This window comes from Erwinia rhapontici, from assembly GCF_012271765.1.
Taxonomy (GTDB): domain Bacteria; phylum Pseudomonadota; class Gammaproteobacteria; order Enterobacterales; family Enterobacteriaceae; genus Erwinia; species Erwinia rhapontici.
The window spans coordinates 1-18,985 of record NZ_VRKO01000015.1; the positions used below are offsets into that span (position 1 = coordinate 1).

General features: G+C 54.4%; 11 protein-coding genes and 1 riboswitch. Of the genes, 8 read left to right on the forward strand and 3 right to left on the reverse strand.

The features are described 5' to 3' along the window. The first annotated feature begins 373 nt into the window (after positions 1–373). The 4 genes from metA (at position 374) to aceK (ending at position 6,533) form a co-directional block, all read left to right on the forward strand. The gene (gene metA, locus FVB43_RS15685) at positions 374–1,303 is read left to right on the forward strand and encodes a homoserine O-acetyltransferase MetA (protein WP_133846944.1); all 930 of its coding nucleotides are present in this window, start codon (positions 374–376) and stop codon (positions 1,301–1,303) included. A gap of 314 nt (positions 1,304–1,617) precedes the next feature. Beyond that, positions 1,618–3,216, forward strand: a complete 1,599-nt coding sequence (gene aceB / locus FVB43_RS15690; RefSeq protein ID WP_167864284.1) for a malate synthase A — start codon at positions 1,618–1,620, stop codon at positions 3,214–3,216. Positions 3,217–3,237: 21 nt separating this feature from the next. Beyond that, positions 3,238–4,542 (forward strand): isocitrate lyase, encoded by a 1,305-nt coding sequence (aceA, locus tag FVB43_RS15695; protein WP_133846946.1) that lies wholly within the window; start codon positions 3,238–3,240, stop codon positions 4,540–4,542. A 251-nt stretch (positions 4,543–4,793) separates the two neighbouring features. Beyond that, complete coding sequence (aceK, locus tag FVB43_RS15700) at positions 4,794–6,533, forward strand: bifunctional isocitrate dehydrogenase kinase/phosphatase (RefSeq protein ID WP_133846947.1); 1,740 nt, start codon at positions 4,794–4,796, stop codon at positions 6,531–6,533. Here aceK and iclR read toward each other — a convergent pair. Continuing rightward, on the reverse strand, positions 6,530–7,363 hold the full coding sequence (gene iclR / locus FVB43_RS15705; protein ID WP_133846948.1) for a glyoxylate bypass operon transcriptional repressor IclR: 834 nt from the start codon (positions 7,361–7,363) through the stop codon (positions 6,530–6,532). The genes aceK and iclR overlap by 4 nt on opposite strands. Before the next feature lie 309 nt (positions 7,364–7,672). On the opposite strand from iclR, the gene metH reads away from it, so the two are divergent. Both metH and FVB43_RS15715 read left to right on the forward strand, forming a co-directional pair. Continuing rightward, positions 7,673–11,356, forward strand: a complete 3,684-nt coding sequence (metH, locus tag FVB43_RS15710; protein WP_133846949.1) for a methionine synthase — start codon at positions 7,673–7,675, stop codon at positions 11,354–11,356. 126 nt (positions 11,357–11,482) lie between these two features. Beyond that, positions 11,483–13,132, forward strand: a complete 1,650-nt coding sequence (locus FVB43_RS15715; RefSeq protein WP_133846950.1) for a Na/Pi cotransporter family protein — start codon at positions 11,483–11,485, stop codon at positions 13,130–13,132. A gap of 53 nt (positions 13,133–13,185) precedes the next feature. Here the strand turns inward: FVB43_RS15715 and panS are convergent, their stop codons facing one another. Then, entirely contained in the window at positions 13,186–14,103 is a 918-nt protein-coding gene (gene panS, locus FVB43_RS15720; protein ID WP_133846951.1) for a ketopantoate/pantoate/pantothenate transporter PanS, read from the reverse strand. A gap of 248 nt (positions 14,104–14,351) precedes the next feature. Beyond that, entirely contained in the window at positions 14,352–15,704 is a 1,353-nt protein-coding gene (lysC, locus tag FVB43_RS15725) for a lysine-sensitive aspartokinase 3 (RefSeq protein WP_159336734.1), read from the reverse strand. Positions 15,705–15,796: 92 nt separating this feature from the next. Continuing rightward, a riboswitch (Lysine riboswitch) is annotated at positions 15,797–15,986 on the reverse strand. Positions 15,987–16,357: 371 nt separating this feature from the next. Between lysC and pgi the strand changes: the two genes are divergently transcribed. Continuing rightward, positions 16,358–18,001, forward strand: a complete 1,644-nt coding sequence (gene pgi, locus FVB43_RS15730; RefSeq protein ID WP_133846953.1) for a glucose-6-phosphate isomerase — start codon at positions 16,358–16,360, stop codon at positions 17,999–18,001. Positions 18,002–18,649: 648 nt separating this feature from the next. Then, positions 18,650–18,919 carry an exopolysaccharide production protein YjbE gene (gene yjbE, locus FVB43_RS15735; protein WP_133846954.1) on the forward strand — a complete coding sequence of 90 codons (270 nt, stop codon included), beginning with the start codon at positions 18,650–18,652 and terminating at the stop codon, positions 18,917–18,919. The last annotated feature ends 66 nt before the right edge of the window (positions 18,920–18,985 follow it).

Here is an 18,985-nt window from a genome sequence, read left to right on the forward strand (position 1 = left end):
TCAGAAGTGAAACGCCGTAGCGCCGATGGTAGTGTGGGGTCTCCCCATGCGAGAGTAGGGAACTGCCAGGCATCAAACGAAGAAAGAACCCCGACCGAAAGGCCGGGGTTTTTTTTCGTCTGTGATTTAATCATTGCCATGTATGTCCCCTATTTAGAACAAAATCAGAACGTTAATAGTTGCTGAATCGAAGCAATCCTCCTCTGCATTGCCTGTTTCCTCACCACTAATGAGTCGATCGTTACTCTATACTGAGCAATGAGATGAAACATTTTCAATAATCGGATGAGTACTCGACATTCGGGCAGAGGCACGTTATCTTTGGCTGTCTGGATGTCTAAACGTATAAGCGTATGTAGTGAGGAAGCAGGTCATGCCGATCAGGGTACCCGATGAATTACCAGCCGTAAGTTTTTTGCGCGACGAGAACGTCTTTGTTATGACGTCCACGCGTGCCAGCACGCAGAATATTCGCCCGCTGAAAGTGCTGGTACTGAATTTGATGCCAAAGAAGATCGAAACTGAAAACCAATTTTTGCGTCTGCTTTCTAACTCCCCGCTGCAGATCGACATCCAGCTACTGCGCATCGACAGCCGCGAGTCACGCAATACGCCATCGGAACATCTGAATAACTTCTACTGTAATTTCGAAGACATTCAGAATGATAACTACGATGGACTGATCGTGACAGGTGCCCCGCTCGGGCTGGTCGACTTCTGCGATGTCGCGTACTGGCCGCAAATCCAGAAGGTTTTGCACTGGGCAAAAGAGCACGTGACTTCCACGTTATTTGTCTGTTGGGCTGTACAGGCGGCACTGAATATTCTGTATGGCATTCCAAAACAGACCCGCGAAAACAAATTATCAGGTGTGTTTGAGCATCAAATCTTACATCCTCACGCACTGTTAACGCGCGGCTTTGACGATACCTTCCTGGCGCCACATTCACGTTATGCTGACTTCCCCACTCAGCTACTGCGTGACTATACTGACCTGGAAATTTTTGCTGAGTCGGACCAGACCGGTGCATATCTGTTTGCCAGCAAAGACAAACGCCTGGCCTTTGTCACCGGCCATCCTGAATATGATGCACTGACGCTGTCCGGTGAATTCCACCGTGATTTTGATGCGGGCCTGAATCCGGAAGTGCCCTTTAACTACTTCCCGAATGACAACCCGGCATTGCCACCGCGTGCCAGCTGGCGTAGTCACGGTAACCTGCTGTTCTCCAACTGGCTGAACTACTACGTATACCAGATCACACCGTTCGATCTGCGTCATATGAACCCAACACTCGAGTAAACACTCCCCCTGTTCTGTTACCAGGTGGATCATCGATCCACCTTAAACACCGCCCACTCCCCCCTCTCTCATTTTGCTGAATCCAGTCACCCGATCGCGATCTCATTATTCTGTGAAAACAACTTCCTGTTGATTTGTAATTTTAATTATATATAAATCAATTCATTGAGTTCATATTGAGTTTAAAATGGAAATAGTTTTTGATTTTGAAATTTAACTGATGCTATTTTGATCCTGCAGTTCAAAGATTGTTCAAAGAAGATCGCCGGGTAACACATTGCATACCCGGTAGCATCGATGACAGGAGCAAACAGATGACACAGCAGGTAATTAGCAGGGAACTGGCCTTCCAGCGCGCATTTGGTGAGGATGAACAGCAGATTCTCACCGATGAAGCCGTCGATTTTCTTAGCGATCTGGTGGTGAAGTTCACGCCGCGCCGCCAGGCACTGCTATCAGAACGTGCACGGATACAGTGCCGGATTGATGGGGGAGAGCTCCCATGTTTTATTTCGGAAATGGATTCCATTAAAAATGGCGAGTGGACAATCCGCGGTATTCCAGCAGATTTGCAGAACCGCAGAGTCGAGATCACCGGCCCGGTAGAGCGCAAGATGGTCATCAATGCGCTCAATGCTAACGTGAATGTGTTTATGGCTGACTTTGAAGACTCGTTGGCCCCTGCATGGGACAAAGTGATCGCCGGACAGATCAATCTGCGCGATGCGATCAACGGCACCATCAGCTACACCAATGAGGCCGGGAAGATCTATCAGCTGAAGCCCGATCCGGCAGTACTGATCTGCCGTGTTCGCGGCCTGCACCTGCCTGAAAAGCATGTCACATGGCGCGATGAGCCGATCCCGGGCAGCCTGTTTGATTTTGCGCTCTACTTTTTCCACAACGTGAATGCGCTGCTGGCAAAGGGAAGCGGGCCTTACTTCTATCTGCCGAAAACCCAGTCGTATCAGGAAGCGGCCTGGTGGAGTGATGTGTTCAGCTACACCGAAGATCGTTTCGATCTCCCGCGTGGGACGATCAAAGCGACCTTGCTGATCGAAACCTTACCGGCCGTTTTCCAGATGGACGAGATCCTCTGGCACCTGCGCGATCATATTGTTGGCCTGAACTGCGGCCGCTGGGATTACATCTTCAGCTACATCAAAACCCTGAAAAATCATCCCGATCGTGTTTTACCCGATCGCCAGTCCGTGACGATGGATCAGGGTTTCCTGGATGCGTATTCACGCCTGCTGATCAAAACCTGTCACCGGCGCGGCGCGTTCGCGATGGGGGGAATGGCAGCGTTTATTCCCAGCAAAGACGCAGAGCGCAATCGGTGGGTGCTGGACAAAGTACAGGCCGACAAACAGCGTGAAGCGGCTAACGGTCACGATGGCACCTGGATTGCTCACCCCGGTCTGGCCGATACGGTGATGACCATTTTTGACCAGGTGCTGGGTGAACGTCCAAACCAACTCCAGGTGATGCGTGAACAGGATGCAGACATCACCGCAGAACAGTTGCTGGCCCCCTGTGCGGGTGAGCGTACTGAAGAGGGTATGCGCGCCAATATTCGGGTGGCTGTGCAGTACATCGAAGCCTGGATCAACGGCAACGGCTGCGTGCCTATCTATGGACTGATGGAAGATGCCGCCACCGCTGAAATCTCACGTACCTCAATCTGGCAATGGATTCATCACCGCAAAACGCTGCAAAGCGGTGAAGTGGTCACTGAAGCCCTGTTCCGCAAGATGCTGACAGAAGAGTTGCAGGTGATCCGGCAAGAGCTGGGTGACTTACGCTATCACGAAGGGCGCTTCGATGAGGCCGCTTCACTGATGGAACGCATTACCACTGAATCCGAACTGGTTGAGTTTCTGACTCTGCCGGGCTACCGCTTACTTCCCTGAACCCTGACAAGGAGCTCCATCATGACTTCTCGTACCCAACAGATTCAGCAGACAGAACAATCCTGGCGCGATGCACGCTGGGATGGCATCACCCGTCCGTACAGCGCTGAAGAGGTGGTCAAACTGCGTGGCTCGGTTAACCCGGTCTGTACGCTGGCCCAAAATGGAGCAGAAAAACTCTGGGCGCTGCTTAATGGCGGCGCAAAGAAAGGTTATATCAATAGCCTGGGCGCACTGACGGGCGGGCAGGCACTGCAACAGGCGAAAGCGGGGATTGAGGCGATCTACCTCTCCGGCTGGCAGGTGGCGGCCGATGCTAACCTCGCCGCCAGCATGTACCCGGACCAGTCGCTGTATCCGGCTAACTCCGTCCCGTCGGTGGTGGAACGCATCAATAACACCTTCCAGCGTGCCGATCAGATTCAGTGGTCATCGAATATTGAGCCTGGCGATCCGCGCTATGTGGACTATTTCCTGCCGATCGTGGCCGATGCGGAAGCCGGATTTGGCGGCGTACTCAATGCCTTTGAACTGATGAAGTCGATGATTCAGGCCGGCGCAGCGGGCGTGCACTTTGAAGACCAGCTGGCATCAGTGAAGAAGTGCGGCCATATGGGCGGCAAAGTGCTGGTGCCGACTCAGGAAGCGATTCAGAAACTGGTGGCTGCACGTCTGGCGGCTGATGTGATGGGCGTGCCTACGGTGTTGATTGCCCGCACGGATGCGGATGCAGCAGACCTGATCACCTCCGACTGCGATGATTATGACCGTGAATTTATTAGCGGAGAACGCACACCGGAAGGTTTCTTCCGCACCCATGCCGGTATTGAGCAGGCGATCAGCCGGGGTCTGGCGTACGCACCTTATGCTGATGTGATCTGGTGTGAAACCTCAAAGCCGGATCTTGAGCAGGCGCGGCGCTTTGCCGAAGCCATTCACGCGCGCTTCCCGGGTAAACTGCTGGCCTATAACTGCTCGCCGTCATTTAACTGGAAGAAGAACCTCGACGACAACACCATTGCCCGCTTCCAGCAGGCGCTGTCAGAGATGGGCTACAAATATCAGTTCATTACCCTGGCGGGCATCCACAGCATGTGGTTCAACATGTTCGACCTCGCACAGGCTTACGCACAGGGGGAAGGCATGCGCCACTATGTAGAGAAAGTACAGCAGCCGGAGTTTGCCGCGATTAAACAGGGCTACACCTTCTCCTCGCATCAGCAGGAGGTCGGAACGGGATACTTTGATCATGTCACCACCATCATCCAGGGCGGGGTGTCATCGGTGACGGCACTGACGGGATCGACGGAAGAAGAACAGTTCTGATCCTGGGTCGAGCATGCCCGACCCCTACACGTATCCGGGGCATGTCCGACCCGACACGTATCCCGGGTATGTCCGACCCGACACGTATCCCGGGCATGTCCGACCCGACACGTATCCCGGATATGTCCGACCCGACACGTATCTCGGGCATGTCCGACCCGACACCTATTCTGGGCCTGTCCGACCTCCACAGACTTCTGTAGGGGACGGGCATGCCCGTCCCTTCTTCATGCTGACGCCTGAGGTGAATCATGCCGATACTGGAAACCCTGATTGCCCGCACCATCCTGCAGGGATTTGACGCGCAGTATGGACGTTTTCTGGAAGTCACTGGCGGGGCGCAACAGCGTTTTGAACAGGCCGACTGGCAGGCGGTGCAACTGGCGATGAAAGCGCGTATCCATCTCTACGATCACCATGTGGGTCTGGTGGTAGAACAGCTGCGCTGTATTACCGCCTCGCAGTCGGAAGACCGTGATTTTTTGCAACGGGTAAAGGCCATCTACACCGATTTGCTGCCGGACTACCCGCGTTTTGAAATAGCCGAAAGCTTCTTTAATTCCGTCTACTGCCGTCTGTTCAGCCACCAGGCTCTGACGCCGGAACGACTGTTTATCTTCAGTTCACAACCAGAGCAGCGATTTCGCACCATTCCACGCCCACTGGCAAAAAACTTCAGTGCGGCCGATGGCTGGCAGTCTTTGCTGAGCCGTTTACTGCACGATCTGCCGTTGCGCCTGCCTTGGCAGGATATGGCGCGAGATATCCAGTATATCATTGCGCATCTGCGTGAAAACTTTAGCGCCAGTGAGCTGCAACAGGCGAATTTACAGGTCGCCAATGAACTGTTTTACCGGAATAAGGCTGCCTGGCTGGTTGCCAAACTGCGCACGCCTTCAGGAGTCTGCGCCTTCCTGCTGCCGATTCACCGCAGTGACGAAGGCACATTGTTTATTGATACCTGCCTGACGCGCAACCGTGAGGCCAGCATCGTCTTTGGCTTCGCCCGCTCCTACTTTATGGTGTATGCCCCGTTGCCTGCGGCGCTGGTTGAATGGCTGCGTGAGATCCTGCCGGGCAAAACCACGGCTGAACTCTATATGGCGATTGGCTGCCAGAAGCATGGCAAAACCGAAACGTATCGCGAATATCTCCACTATATGACCGCAACAACCGAGCAGTTTGTCGTGGCGCCCGGCGTACCAGGGCTGGTGATGCTGGTGTTTACCCTGCCGGGCTTTGATCGGGTATTTAAAGTGATTAAAGATCGCTTTGCGCCGCAGAAAGAGGTGACGCCAGAGCGGGTGCGTCAGTGCTATCAGCTGGTCAAAGAGCATGACCGCGTGGGCAGAATGGCGGATACCCAGGAATTCGAAAATTTTGCTATCGAAGAGAAGCGCATCAGCCCGGCGCTGCTGGCGCTGCTGGAGCAAGAGGTGCCGGAGAAATTGCAACGGAACGGGGAGATGCTGACCATCAGCCATCTGTATATGGAACGGCGTATGACCCCGCTTAACCTGTGGCTGGAGCAAGCCAGTGCGCAGCAACGACGAGAGGCGATAGAAGAGTACGGCAATGCGGTGAAGCAGCTGGCGGCGGCCAATATCTTCCCCGGCGATATGCTGTATAAAAATTTTGGCGTCACCCGTCACGGGCGGGTGGTGTTCTATGACTACGATGAAATCAGCTATATGACTGAAGTGAACTTCCGCGATATCCCCGCCGCACGCTACCCGGAAGATGAATTAAGCCACGAGCCCTGGTATAGCGTGTCGCCAGAAGACGTGTTTCCGGAAGAGTTTCGTCACTACCTGTGCGCCGATCCGGCCATCGCCACACTGTTTGATGAAATGCACGCGGAGCTGTTTCACGCCGACTTCTGGCGCGGGCTACAGCAGCGTATCCGCGCGGGTCACATTGAAGATGTGTTCGCCTACCGCCGCCGCCAGCGCTTCAGTCAGCGTTATCGTTCACTGCAAACGGCAGGTTAGCGCGATCCGCCGTATTCACGGGTGATCTCTTTCGCCGCTTTGATCACCAGTGCACCGATTTCGGTAACACGGTCGTCGGTAATGCGTGAGATCGGGCCGGAGATGGAAATCGCTGCGAAAGGTTCGCGGTGTTCGTCGTAGATGCAGGCGGCAATGCAACGCAGACCCAGCGCGTGTTCTTCATCATCAAACGAATAACCGGCCTTGCGTACCTGCGCAAGGTTCTCTTTCAGGCTGTGTGGTGACATCAACGTTTTCGGCGTGTAGTGATGTAGCCCCTGACGATGCAGTAGTTCGCTCACCTGCTTATCATCAAGGTTGGCGAGAAATGCCTTACCTGCACCGGAGGCGTGCATCGGCAGTTTGCCGCCAATCGGCGCTGACATGCGCATTAGCTGAGTGCATTGCACCTGATCGATAATCACCGCCTGGTGATCGCTGATGTCTAACACCGCCAGATTCACCGTTTCGCCGGAGGCCTCCATCAGTGTGCGTAGCATCGGATGGACCAGTGCCAGCAGGTTACGGCTTTGCAAAAAGCTACTGCCGACCACAAACGCGTGCGCCCCAATAGTCCACAGCCCTAAATCCCCGACCTGCCGCACAAATCCCTGTTGCTGCATAGTGGTCAACAAGCGATGTGTGGTGGAGTTAGGTAACCCGGCCTGCTGTGCCAGTTCAGTGAGCGCCACATTACCGTGGGACTCAGCAATAAATTCCAGCAGCTTCAGACCACGGGTTAACGACTGAACCTGCCCGGCAGGCGCAGCAGTAGATGCAGCGGCGGCACGCGGCTTCTTGCCGCGTTTCACGACGACGGGGGTGACCATACCTGACTCCTTTTTGCGCATTATGGAAATCATTTTCGTTCTATACCCGTCATACTTCAAGCTGCTTCTGCGTTGGCTGCTCTCACTCACCCGAATCACTTACTCCAGTAAGCTCATCGGGATTCATTCGTTGGCCGCCTTGAAGCAACTCGAATTATTTAGGGTACTTACCGTCATACTTCAAGCTGCTTCTGCATTTGTCATCAGACTGAAAATGTCTCACCTGGCATCACTGTTACCCGCACAAAAGTTGTGCCAGTATGACGTGCTGGCAGTGGTGCCTGGGTGAGATGCTGAAGGGGAAGAGTGGTGAGTAACCGGATTGAAGCGCTGCATCAGCAGTTGAAAAAACGCATTATGCTGCTGGATGGCGGCATGGGAACCATGATCCAGAGCTACAGACTGGAAGAAGAGGATTTTCGCGGTGCGCGTTTTGCCGACTGGCCGAGCGATCTCAAAGGCAACAACGATCTGCTGGTGCTGACGAAACCCGAGATGATTAGCGAAATCCACAACGGCTACCTCGCCGCAGGTGCAGATATCCTCGAAACTAACACCTTCAACTCCACCACCATCGCGATGGCCGATTACCAGATGGAATCCCTGTCGGCCGAGATCAACTACGTTGCTGCGAAACTGGCGCGGGCCTGTGCCGACGAGTGGACGGCACGCACCCCGGATCGTCCACGCTATGTCGCAGGTGTGTTAGGGCCCACTAACCGCACCTGCTCCATTTCTCCTGATGTCAACGATCCCGCATTTCGTAATGTCACCTTTAACCAGCTGGTGGAAGCTTACCGCGAATCCACCCGCGCGCTGGTGGAGGGGGGCGCTGACATCATCATGATTGAAACGGTGTTCGATACCCTGAATGCCAAAGCGGCGATCTTTGCCGTTAAAGAGGAATTTGAAGCGCTGGGGGTTGAGCTGCCGCTGATGATCTCCGGTACCATCACCGATGCTTCAGGCCGAACGCTCTCTGGCCAGACGACGGAAGCCTTCTATAACTCACTGCGCCACGCGGAACCGCTCTCCTTTGGCCTGAACTGTGCTCTTGGTCCAGACGAGTTACGTCAGTACGTAGCGGAGCTGGCGCGTATTGCCGAAGGGTATGTCACCGCACACCCGAATGCCGGGTTACCCAACGCTTTTGGTGAATACGATCTGGATGCGCAGATCATGGCCGAACAGATTGGTGAATGGGCGCAGGCCGGCTTCCTGAACATTGTCGGCGGCTGCTGCGGTACCACGCCAGAGCATATCGCGGCGATGGCGAAAGCGGTTGAGGGCGTTGCCCCGCGTCCGCTACCAACGCTGCCCGTTGCCTGCCGCCTTGCCGGGCTGGAGCCGCTGAACATCAGCGCAGAAAGCCTGTTTGTCAACGTGGGGGAACGGACTAACGTCACCGGCTCGGCGAAATTTAAACGACTGATCAAAGAAGAAAAGTATAACGAAGCGCTGGAAGTGGCTTTGCAACAGGTGCAAAGCGGCGCACAGATTATTGATATTAATATGGATGAGGGGATGCTCGACGCTGAAGCAGCGATGGTGCGTTTTCTCAACCTGATTGCCGGGGAACCGGATATTGCGCGTGTGCCCATTATGATCGACTCCTCGAAATGGGAGGTGATCGAGAAAGGTCTGCAATGTATCCAGGGCAAGGGCATCGTTAACTCGATCTCCATGAAAGAGGGCGTCGATCAGTTCCTGCGTCATGCCCGCCTGGTGCGGCGTTACGGTGCGGCAATGGTGGTGATGGCCTTTGATGAAGTGGGCCAGGCGGATACCCGTGCGCGTAAAATCGAGATCTGCCGCCGCGCCTACAAGCTGCTGACGGAAGAGGTCGGCTTCCCGCCGGAAGATATTATTTTTGACCCGAATATCTTCGCGGTCGCCACCGGCATTGAAGAGCACAACAACTACGCGATGGACTTTATCGGCGCCTGTGAAGACATCAAACGCGAACTGCCGCATGCGATGATTTCGGGCGGGGTGTCCAACGTGTCGTTTTCCTTCCGGGGTAACGACCCGGTGCGTGAAGCGATTCACGCGGTCTTCCTCTACCACGCTATCCGTAACGGCATGGATATGGGGATCGTGAATGCCGGGCAGCTGGCAATCTATGACGACCTGCCTGCCGACCTGCGTGATGCGGTAGAGGACGTGGTGCAAAACCGTCGCGACGACGGCACCGAACGTCTGCTGGAGCTGGCAGAGAAATATCGTGGCAGCAAAGCCGATGATGACAGCACCAAACCGCAGGCCGAATGGCGCAGCTGGGACGTGGCAAAACGCCTGGAATACTCGCTGGTTAAAGGGATTACCGAATTTATTGAAGTCGATACGGAAGCCGCACGCCTGTTGGCCGCCCGTCCGATCGAAGTGATTGAAGGGCCACTGATGGCCGGTATGAACGTGGTCGGTGACCTGTTTGGCGAGGGTAAAATGTTTCTGCCACAGGTGGTGAAATCAGCGCGTGTGATGAAACAGGCGGTGGCCTGGCTGGAACCCTATATTGAAGCCAGCAAAGAGAAGGGCAGCACCAACGGTAAAATCGTTCTGGCGACGGTAAAAGGCGATGTGCACGATATCGGCAAAAATATCGTTGGCGTGGTGTTGCAGTGTAATAATTACGAAATCATTGACCTGGGCGTGATGGTGCCCAGCGATAAGATCCTGAAAACCGCCCGCGAGCACAACGCCGATATTATCGGCCTGTCTGGCCTGATCACCCCGTCACTGGACGAGATGGTCAACGTGGCGAAAGAGATGGAGCGCCAGGGCTTTACAATACCGCTGTTGATTGGTGGGGCTACCACGTCTAAAGCGCACACTGCGGTAAAAATCGAACAGAATTACAGCGGCCCGACGGTATATGTGCAGAACGCCTCGCGCACCGTGGGCGTGGTCTCTGCGCTGCTGTCTGCGACCCAGTACGATGACTTTGTCACCCGCACCCGCAAAGAGTACGACACCGTACGTATTCAGCATGCCCGTAAAAAACCGCGTACGCCGCCGGTGACTTTACAGGTGGCACGTGACAACGATTTTTCCTTCGACTGGGAGAATTACACACCACCGAGAGCACACAGGCTGGGTGTGAGCGAAGTGAGTGCTAACATCGAAACGCTGCGCAACTATATCGACTGGACGCCATTCTTTATGACCTGGTCGCTGGCCGGCAAATATCCGCGCATTCTGGAAGATGAGGTGGTCGGTGAAGAAGCCAAACGGCTGTTCGCCGATGCCAACGCGATGCTGGATCAGCTAAGCCGCGACGGTTCACTCAATCCGCGCGGTGTAGTGGGCATTTTCCCGGCGAACCGCGTCGGGGATGATATCGAAATTTACAGCGACGAATCGCGTACTGAAATTTTGCAAGTGAGTCATCACTTACGCCAGCAGACCGAAAAAAAGGGCTTTGCTAACTATTGTCTCGCCGATTTTGTCGCGCCGAAGTCGAGCGGTAAAGCCGACTATCTGGGCGCATTTGCCGTCACCGCAGGCCTCGAAGAAGATGCCCTGGCAGACGCCTGGGATGCACAGCACGACGACTACAACAAAATCATGGTCAAAGCATTGTCAGATCGCCTGGCGGAAGGTTTTGCCGAATATCTGCATGAGCGGGTGCGTAAAGTGATATGGGGCTTTGCCGCCACGGAAAACCTCAGCAACGACGAGTTGATTCGGGAAAACTACCAGGGGATCCGTCCTGCGCCTGGCTACCCTGCCTGCCCGGAGCACACGGAGAAAGCCACCATCTGGGAACTGCTCGATGTGGAATCCCACACCGGAATGAAACTGACGGAGTCCTTCGCCATGTGGCCGGGGGCGGCGGTGTCCGGCTGGTACTTCAGCCATCCGGAGAGTAAATACTTTGCCGTGGCCCAGCTACAGCGTGACCAGATTGAAGACTACGCCCGGCGTAAAGGGATGTCGGTCACCGACGTTGAACGCTGGTTAGCGCCTAATCTGGGATATGACGCTGATTAAAAACGTGTTCATTGCTCTTCATTGAGAATTGATAAGGTAATCATCGGCTAAACTAACACTATCAGCACAGCGGATGTTGTTACTGCTGTGCATAGTCAGTCTTTCTGAGTGATGAGGTCGATATCTGTGTTAACCCTGCTTAATCTTCTTTCTGCCGTGGCGTTGCTGGTGTGGGGGACGCACATCGTGCGTACCGGCATTATGCGCGTCTACGGTGCCGATCTGCGGCGGGTACTCAGCCGCAGCGTGGCAAAAAAACCGATGGCGTTTCTGGCGGGCATTGGTGTTACCGCCCTGGTGCAGAGCAGCAATGCCACCACCATGCTGGTGACGTCATTTGTCGCCCAGGAGCTGGTGGGGCTGACACCTGCGCTGGTGATCATCCTCGGTGCGGATGTCGGTACGGCGCTGATGGCGCGTATCCTCACGTTTGATCTCTCCTGGCTGTCGCCGTTGTTTATCTTCTTTGGCGTGGTGTTTTTCCTTGGCCGCAAACAGACCCGTGCGGGGCAGATAGGGCGTGCCAGCATCGGGCTGGGGTTAATTCTTCTGGCCTTACAGCTGATTGTTGCTGCTGCCACGCCGATCACCCAGGCCGCCGGGGTAAAAGTGCTGTTCTCATCACTGACCGGTGATGTGATGCTTGATTCACTGATCGGTGCGCTGTTCGCGATTATCAGCTATTCCAGCCTCGCGGCCGTTCTGCTGACCGCCACGCTGACGGCCACCGGGGTGATCTCCTTCAAAGTCGCCCTCTGTCTGGTGGTTGGGGCTAACCTCGGCAGTGGGCTGCTGGCGATGCTGAATAACAGCGCGTCGAACGCTTCCGGCAAACGGGTGGCGCTCGGCAGCCTGCTGTTTAAATTTATCGGCTCGCTGCTGGTGCTGCCGTTTATTGAGCCGCTGGCGGGTTGGCTGGAGAAATTGCCGGTCAACGACGAAGAGTTAGTGATTTTCTTCCATGTGTTTTACAACCTGATCCGCTGCGTTGTCATGGTGCCCTTTGCCGAACCGATGGCTGCGCTGTGTCGTCGGCTGATCCGTGAGGAGCCGGAAACCGACCTGCGTCTGAAGCCACGCCATCTTGATCCCGGCTCACTGGATACGCCTGCGCTGGCGCTGGCTAATGCCTCACGTGAAACTCTGCGAATGGGGGATGTGATGGAACAAATGCTGGCGACCTTTAGCAAAGTTGTGCACGGTGAACTGCGGGAAGATCGCGAAATTCGCAAGTTGGATGATGATGTCGATGTGTTGTACACCGCCATCAAACTCTATCTGGCACAGATGCCAAAAGAAGACCTGCCGGAAGAGGATTCACGGCGCTGGGCAGAAATTATTGAGATGGCCCTGAACCTGGAGCAGGCCGGAGATATTCTTGAACGAATGAGTGGCGATGTGGCCGATAAATCACTGGCCGCGCGGCGCGCATTCTCGGTGGAAGGTTTACAGGAGCTGGATGCTCAGTTAGAGCTGCTGACCAACAACCTGCGCCTGAGCCTGTCGGTATTTTTATCCCGCGACATGACCAGTGCGAAACGCCTGCGTCGTTCCAAGCACCGTTTTCGCATCACCAACCGTCGCTACTCGCATGCTCATGTTGATCGTCTGCATCAGCATAATGTTCAGAGCATCGAAACCAGTTCGCTGCATCTGGGGTTACTGGGGGATATGAAGCGCCTTAACTCTCTGTTCTGCGCGGTGGCATACAGCGTGCTGGAGCAGGCGGATGATGACAGAGATGATGAGGAAAGTAGCAGAGTCAGGAAGGTGTAGGGGCCAGGCACGCCTGACCCGCTACGAATGTTAAAACAAACCCCAACAGCAGGTTATTTTTTCTTAATCGCTTTGCCAGACCAGTAACCCGCCAGCAGTGACCCGGACAGGTTATGCCACACGGAGAACAGCGCGCCTGGCAATGCTGCCAGTGGGGAAAAGTACATTTTCCCCAGCGCCGCGGCCAGACCGGAGTTCTGCATGCCCACTTCCAGCGCCAGCGTGCGGCAGGTGGATTCGTCGAAGCCAAACAGCTTGCCGCCCCAGTAGCCGCCCAGCAGACCAATGGCGTTATGCAGGATCACAGCGACAATCACCATCAGCCCCACTGAACCGATAAAGCCCTGGCTGCCTGCCACCACCGCACTGATGATCAACAGAATGCAGACCATGGAAAATGCAGGCAGGTAAGGCTCTACGCGTTTCACCAGGCCGTTCATGGTGTGGTGGATCACCAGGCCGAGGCTGATCGGCACGACGACAATTTTCACAATACTCAGCAGCATGCCCACCACATCCACCTGAATATGGGTATCGACATAGAATTTAGTCAGCAGCGGCGTAGCGAAGACCCCCACCAGCGCCGACACGGAGGAGATGGTTACGGACAGGGCAACATCGCCCTTGGCCAGATAGATCATCACGTTAGAGGCGGTCCCGCTGGCCACGCTGCCCACCAGAATCATACCTGCTGCCAGGTCAGGCGGCATATGGAACAGCTTTGCCAGGCCCCAGGCTGCCAGTGGCATCACCAGATAGTGCAGGAAGGTACCGGCAATCACCGGTGCCGGGCGGGTCAGTACCCGTTTGAAATCGCCGACGTTTAGCGTCACACCCATACCGAACATAATCAGCATCAGCAGGTAAGGCACATAAGGTCCCATGCCGGTGAAGGTCGTGGGCGTGTAATACGCGGCAACAGAGAGCAGGACTGCCCAGAGAGGAAACAGTCGGGTAACAGTGGCGAGCATAGAGAGACTTCCTTTTTAGAATCGCATTTTTTCTTTCAGCGAGTATGCAGATGATGCCAAATTGCCATAGCAAAACAACGCTCATCCCGAAGGATAAGACGTCGAAGATCATAGCATTAAAAATGGGGTGAAAAGTCAGCGAGTTCCGGCGGATATAAAGCAGAAAACCCCACCGGAGTGGGGTTCAGGCAGCACAGCATACTTCTTCTGCCGCCGACGAAAAAACCGGGCAAGGCCCGGTTTCATCATCATTCAAACAGGTTGCGGTGCAGCGTTTGGACAATTTTCTCTGCATCCTGTCCAGGGACAAGGAAGCAGAGATTGTAGCTGCTGGCACCGTAACAGATCATGCGCAGATTGAACGGCTCCAGCACGCCAAACACTTCTTTGCCCACGCCACAGGCCTGAGAAAGTTTGTTGCCGATAATCGCAACCAGCGCGAGATTCTCTTCCACTTCTACCCGGCACAGGGAGGAGAGTTCCGTCAGCAACGCCTGTGTCAGCAGGCTTTCTCCGGTCGAGGTTGAACCGGTGGTATCCAGCGTCAGCGCCACGCTCACTTCAGAGGTGGTGATCAGGTCAACGGAGATATTGTGACGCGCCAGAATGTTGAAGACTTCGGCAAGGAACCCGCGTGCATGCAGCATATTCAGGCTGTGCAGCGTCAGCAGCGTCTGTTTACGGCGCAACGCAAGGGCGCGGAACAGCGGCGGGTTCTCGGTTTTATTGCACACCATGGTGCCACCGGCTGACGGATCTTTGCTGGAACCGACAAACACCGGAATATCACTGCGGACCGCAGGCAACAGCGTCGCCGGATGCAGCACTTTCGCGCCAAATGTCGCCATTTCAGCAGCTTCTTCGAAGGTGATCTCATCGATACGATGGGCAGTATGCACCACGCGCGGATCGGTGGTGTAGATACCCGGCACGTCAGTCCAGATATCAATGCGGCTGGCATGCAGCGCTTCACCCAGCAGGGCAGCCGTATAGTCACTGCCGCCACGGCCTAGCGTGGTGGTGCGGCCCTGTGCTTCACTCCCGATAAAGCCCTGTGTCACCACCAGCGCTTCGTCAGTGCGGGATTTCAGCTGGGTGTTAACCAGTTCGTTCAGCAGCGTGACGTTTGGTTCTGCGCGGCCAAAGCGGTCGTTAGTGCGCATCACTTTACGCACATCGAACCACTCTGCGGCGACCTGACGCTGGCGCAGGATCTCAACAAACAGCAGGGTGGACATCAGTTCACCGTGGCTGACCAGTTCATCGGTCAGGGCGGTAGAGGGCGACAGTGCTGCCGCTTCGGACAGCATACTGATGTTGTCCAGCATGCGGTCGATTTCGTCACGGATGACCGTCGGTTGATCCAGTGCGTCAATGATCGCGTACTGAATACGGCGAATGTCGTCGAGCAGGGAAGCACGCTGTTTTGGCTGCTGGCCTTCAGCCAGCGCAACCAGCAGATTGGTCACACCCGCAGAGGCGGATAAGACAACCAGACGCACATCGGGATTGGACAGCACCACATCAGCGCTGCGGTTCATAGCGGTAAAGTCGGCCACACTGGTGCCGCCAAATTTCGCCACGATCAGATTTTGAGACATTACGATGACTACCTTCGTGTCAGGATTTATTCCATCAGCTTGGCACAAGGGAAGGAGCACAACAGGGGAGGACGTAGAATGAAGGCTACGAGTCACCCAGAAGCGCCCCACCTCGCCGCCCGACTACCGGACGTTGCTGGTGACAACCCAGAGGATTCAGCCCCTGCGGTCGATACGCCCCACTCCGCGTGGTTGATACCTCGGCGTCGCTCCCCATCATGCATTATCAAAGGATTCGGTTCCTCCAATACACTGCCTGGGCGACGCGCCTCTTCTGGCTTACACATTGCGTAAGTTGCGCATAGAAATATCGGGTTATGGCGCGGCTGTCAACGCTTGTCGGCTAATGATTATTCATTTTCGTTATACCCGGGAAGGTATCACTCGTGCTAATCACTTTTGGATCAAAAATCATCGTTTAGACCATAAGCGTCAATTCTTATAAGCACGGTCCGGGCTATAATTTTTTCTCGTAAAAGGGTATGAATAGTCATACTGAAACCCTCCATGCGAATCATTCGCACTGGCGGAGACAAAATCGTGGCGGGATGATAGCTGTAACCTGTTGCAGGAAGAGGGGAGCCGAACGCCCGTAACAGGTAATATATCGTCCGGTCTGAATGACAGTTCTTAAATAAAAAGAGTGTGTTGCTATGAAAAATATCAATCCGACACAAACCGCTGCCTGGCAGGCGCTGCTTCAGCATTTTGAACAAATGAAAGATGTGCAAATTGCTGACCTGTTCGCCAAAGATGCCAACCGGTTTGCTGCCTTCTCTGCCACGTTCGACGATCAGATGCTGGTGGATTTCTCCAAAAACCGCATCACCAGCGAAACCCTGGAAAAACTGCAGGCGCTGGCTAAAGAGACCGATCTGCAGGGCGCGATCAAATCCATGTTCTCCGGCGAGAAAATCAACCGTACTGAAGATCGTGCCGTACTGCACGTGGCGCTGCGTAACCGTAGCAACACGCCAATCGTCGTCGACGGTAAAGATGTGATGCCGGAAGTGAACGCGGTGCTGGAGAAGATGAAAGGTTTCTCTGAGCGCATCATCGGCGGTGAGTGGAAAGGCTTTACCGGGAAACCGATCACTGACGTGGTAAACATCGGTATCGGCGGTTCGGACCTGGGGCCGTTTATGGTCACCGAAGCGTTGCGTCCGTATAAAAATCATCTGAATATGCACTTCGTTTCTAACGTTGACGGCACCCATATTGCTGAAACGCTGAAAACACTGAGCCCGGAAACCACCCTGTTCCTGGTGGCGTCAAAAACCTTCACCACGCAGGAAACCATGACCAACGCCCACAGCGCGCGTGACTGGTTCCTGACCTCGGGTCATCAGGAGGATGTGGCGAAGCACTTTGCCGCGCTGTCGACCAACGGTAAAGCGGTGGCTGAGTTCGGTATCGACACCGCTAACATGTTCGAGTTCTGGGATTGGGTGGGGGGGCGTTATTCTCTGTGGTCAGCGATTGGTCTGTCGATCATCCTCTCTATCGGTTTCGACAACTTCGAGAAGCTGCTGGACGGTGCCCACGCCATGGATCGCCATTTTGCGGATACCCCGGAAGAGAAAAACCTGCCGGTTCTGCTGGCGCTTATCGGCATCTGGTACAACAACTTCTTCGGCGCAGAAACCGAAGCGATCCTGCCTTACGATCAGTATATGCATCGCTTTGCTGCTTACTTCCAGCAGGGCAACATGGAGTCTAACGGCAAATATGTGGACCGTGCCGGTAACCCGGTCTCTTACCAGACTGGCCCGATTATCTGGGGCGAGCCAGGCACCAATGGTCAGCACGCGTTCTACCAGTTGATCCACCAGGGTACCAAGCTGGTGCCATGCGACTTTATCGCGCCAGCGGTATCGCATAACAAACTGGGCGATCACCACAGTAAGCTGCTGTCTAACTTCTTTGCTCAGACGGAAGCTCTGGCGTTTGGTAAAGCACGTGATGTTGTGGAAAAAGAGTTCGCGGATGCCGGCCTGGACGCGAAAGCCGTTGAGCACGTGGTGCCGTACAAAGTGTTTGAAGGCAACCGTCCAACCAACTCCATCCTGCTGCGTGATATCACCCCGTACAGCCTCGGTGCGCTGATTGCACTGTATGAGCACAAAATCTTCACCCAGGGCGTGATCCTTAACATCTTCACCTTCGATCAGTGGGGCGTGGAGCTGGGCAAACAGCTGGCTAACCGCATCCTGCCAGAACTGGCGAGTGGCGAACCGGTCAGCAGTCATGACAGCTCGACGAATGGTCTGATTAATCGCTATAAATCCTGGCGTTAATCTACCCGCCTGGGCGAGGCACGCCTCGCCCAGGGCAGGCGTTTCTGACCCCTGCGATGCTCTATGCGGCCCCCAGTTTCTGGGGGTTTTTTATTTTCTGGAAATAACTGGACCTGGTTGACAGCGCGCCCTTTCTCTTAACAGCCGCGTACAGGCGTTGGCAGCCTGTAGGCACTCTGATTACACGGCTATTTTTCACCCCAAAGATGAATAAAGTGGCCGTAAGGAGGGTGGGCATAATCCTAAAAATCACGTAAACCGTACCAATTTGAGACAGATAATTCTTAAATAAACGCTCGTTAAAACCTAATAAATGTTAAGAACTAATTTGTTATTTAATTGATTTTTATCGTTTTTCTGTCGATATTTCGTCAATTACTACCGCTACGTCATTATTCTCCTCGCTGTATGCCTTTTTCAACTTTTCATATCGATAATAAAGTGAGTGTTGGTATTAACCGCTGTTTAAATGTGTATGGCAGGTAAAAATATCTTAATGCGCCACATTTTCAGTCTTTTATCATAGCTGTGTCTCTTGCTTCGACACCTCGCCCGATGCGCTGCTTTCTGGAAATTAATTCCCCATACTGGAGTCGCCAGGTGCCATCCAGGCCCGGGCATCCATTCATTTAATGAAGGGAAAGTGTGATGAAAAAAGTCATATGGGCTACTGCAGCCATAGTGTACTTAGCGAGTGCAACAGGCGCGTTTGCCGCCGTTGAAGCCACTGGTGCGCCAGAGGTTGAAACGGGTGCGGCTGCTGGTGCGGAAGCAGGTGCGATGTCAACCGGTGTCACCACCGCTGTTGGTATTGGCGCTGTTGGCGCACTGGCTGGCGTGGTGCTGGCAGCAAGCAGCGGTGGAAATGGTTCTAATACCGGAACAACGACCACCACCACCACAAGTACAACCCGCTAAGTTCAAAAATTAATCATAACCACACATTTGTGTGGTTATTTTCAGCCTTGTTCTACTTTGCTCAGG